The organism is Pseudomonas sp. (genome assembly GCF_050739995.1).
GTDB lineage: Bacteria > Pseudomonadota > Gammaproteobacteria > Pseudomonadales > Pseudomonadaceae > Aquipseudomonas.
This window is the reverse complement of the sequence record NZ_JBOICG010000190.1, coordinates 1-2,008: the sequence shown is the minus strand read 5'-3', so window position 1 is coordinate 2,008 and position 2,008 is coordinate 1. Positions and strand designations below refer to the sequence as shown.

Below are 2,008 nucleotides of genomic sequence, written 5' to 3'. Positions count from 1 at the left end.
AAACCGGGCAAAGCCAACAGCGCGTCAATTACAGCCGCGCCGTGCCGGCCGAAGGCGGGGTGGGTTTCAACCTGGGTTACGCCAGTGGCGATGGCCCGGCGTATCGCCAGGCCGACCTGACCTGGCGCTTGCAGTCCGTGCAGTTGCAGGCGGGTGTGTATGGCAGCAGCGACGCCGAGACCCGTTGGGCGGACGCCAGTGGCTCGCTGGTGTGGATGGACAATCAGGTGTTCGCCGCCAACCGCGTCAACGATGCGTTTGTGGTGGTGAGTACCGACGGCTTCAGCGGTGTACCGGTGCGCTATGAAAACCAGGTGGTGGGTGAGACCGACCGCAATGGGCACTTGCTGGTGCCGTGGACCAGTGCCTATTACCGCGCCAAATATGAGGTCGATCCGCTGAACCTGCCGGCCAACGTGCAGGTGCCCAACGTCGAACAGCGCGTGGCCGTGCGCCGGGGCAGCGGCTACCTGCTGGAGTTTCCGATGCGCCGGGTACTTGCGGCGAGCATCACTCTGGTGAATGCCCAGCATGAGGATTTGCCCCTGGGCAGTCAGGTACGCCACGAGCAAAGCGGTGCACTGGCGGTGGTGGGTTGGGATGGCCTGGTGTACCTGGAAAACCTGGCAGCCCATAACACCTTGCAAGTCACCCTCGGCAACGGCCAGACGTGCCAGGCCACGTTCGAGCTGGATATCACCCATGAACAGCAGGTGCCGTTGATTGGGCCACTGGTGTGCCTATGACAGAAGGAGTGTACGCGTGCGGGTCAAGCAATGGCTGTGGGGGCTGGCGAGCCTGGGCGTTTCAATGCAGGTACAGGCTGCTTGCTCGGCGGTGGCCACGGTGCCGGCCAGCTTTGGTACGGCGGTGAGTTCGATGACGGTACGCACTACTTCCCAGCCGAGCTCGACCACCAATGGCGGTATCAGTTGTACACCGGCGCTGCTGTCGGTGTTGACGTCCGGTGATCATTTCTACGCCACCATTACCGGCTCGGCGCAGGGCGGGATGCTCGGGCCGACAGGGGATGTGATCGGCTATACGATCTACGGCAACAACACCACGTCGTATCCCATAACCCGGGGCACCGCATTTGATTTTGGCGGCAGCGGCGGCATTGCCGCCAGTTTCGGGCTGGTGTTCGGTCCGGGTACGAAAACCCTGCCACTCTACTTCGCCACGACCGTCGGCAGTAACGTGGCGGCCGGGGTGTACAGCGAGACCTTGAGTATTTTCTGGAACTGGAACTATTGCTCAGGCATTGGCATTGGTGGCATCTGTGCGGGGCGGGATATCAACAGCGGTACTACGACGCTGACTGTCAGCATGACCGTGGTCAATGACTGCCAGATCACCACGCCGGCGATCGCGTTTGGCAGTGCTCCGGTGGTCAGCGGCTTTTCTACCGTCAATGGCCAGGCCAGTGTGGCCTGTACCAAGGGCAGCGCCTATACCGTAGGCCTCAGCGATGGGCAGAACCCGGTAAGTGCAGGCGGGCGGCGGCAAATGATTTCCGGTAGTAACTTCCTCGCCTACGACATCTTCCAAGGCGCTGGTACCACCCGTTGGGGCAGCGTTGGCGCAGCGCGGCGCGCCAGCTCCTCGGCTGAGATCAACCCCGGCAACGGCCTGGGCACCGGCAGCCAGGTGTTCAACTACAACGCCAAGATCTACACCGACCAGACCACACCACCGGGCGGAACCTACCTCGACAACGTGGTGCTGGATGTGGGGTTCTAGAACTTCAGCAGCGGTGTGGCCGGCTGATCTGTCGGGCTGACCATCGCATAGTTGTAGCCGCCACCGGACCAGTACTGCGCCTCTAGACCGTCGGCGCTGCGGCTGCCACGGGGCAGGAAGCCGTTGTTCGGGCCTGGCGGACGTATGTAAAAGCTGATGCGGTGACCTTGCGAGTCTTCGTACAGCACCATGGCGGCCGCGCCTTGCTCAGTGGTGAGCAGGCGCCCGCTGACCGGCTTGAAGCCTGACTGGCTCAGGTCAGGCA

Annotated in this window: 3 protein-coding genes; 2 read left to right on the top strand and 1 reads right to left on the bottom strand. The window is 62.7% G+C overall.

The genetic code is table 11. The features are described 5' to 3' along the window. Both ACRESD_RS06695 and ACRESD_RS06690 read left to right on the top strand, forming a co-directional pair. Nucleotides 1-746, top strand: a 746-nt coding sequence (locus ACRESD_RS06695; protein ID WP_431750212.1) for a FimD/PapC C-terminal domain-containing protein, incomplete at its 5' end; no start/stop codon positions are given. A gap of 16 nt (nt 747-762) precedes the next feature. Next, complete coding sequence (locus ACRESD_RS06690) at nt 763-1,743, top strand: Csu type fimbrial protein (protein ID WP_431750211.1); 981 nt, start codon at nt 763-765, stop codon at nt 1,741-1,743. On the opposite strand, the gene ACRESD_RS06685 is transcribed toward ACRESD_RS06690, so the two are convergent. Further along, nucleotides 1,740-2,008, bottom strand: a 269-nt coding sequence (locus ACRESD_RS06685) for an anti-sigma factor family protein (RefSeq protein ID WP_431750210.1), incomplete at its 5' end; no start/stop codon positions are given. The two genes, ACRESD_RS06690 and ACRESD_RS06685, sit on opposite strands and share 4 nt — an antisense overlap.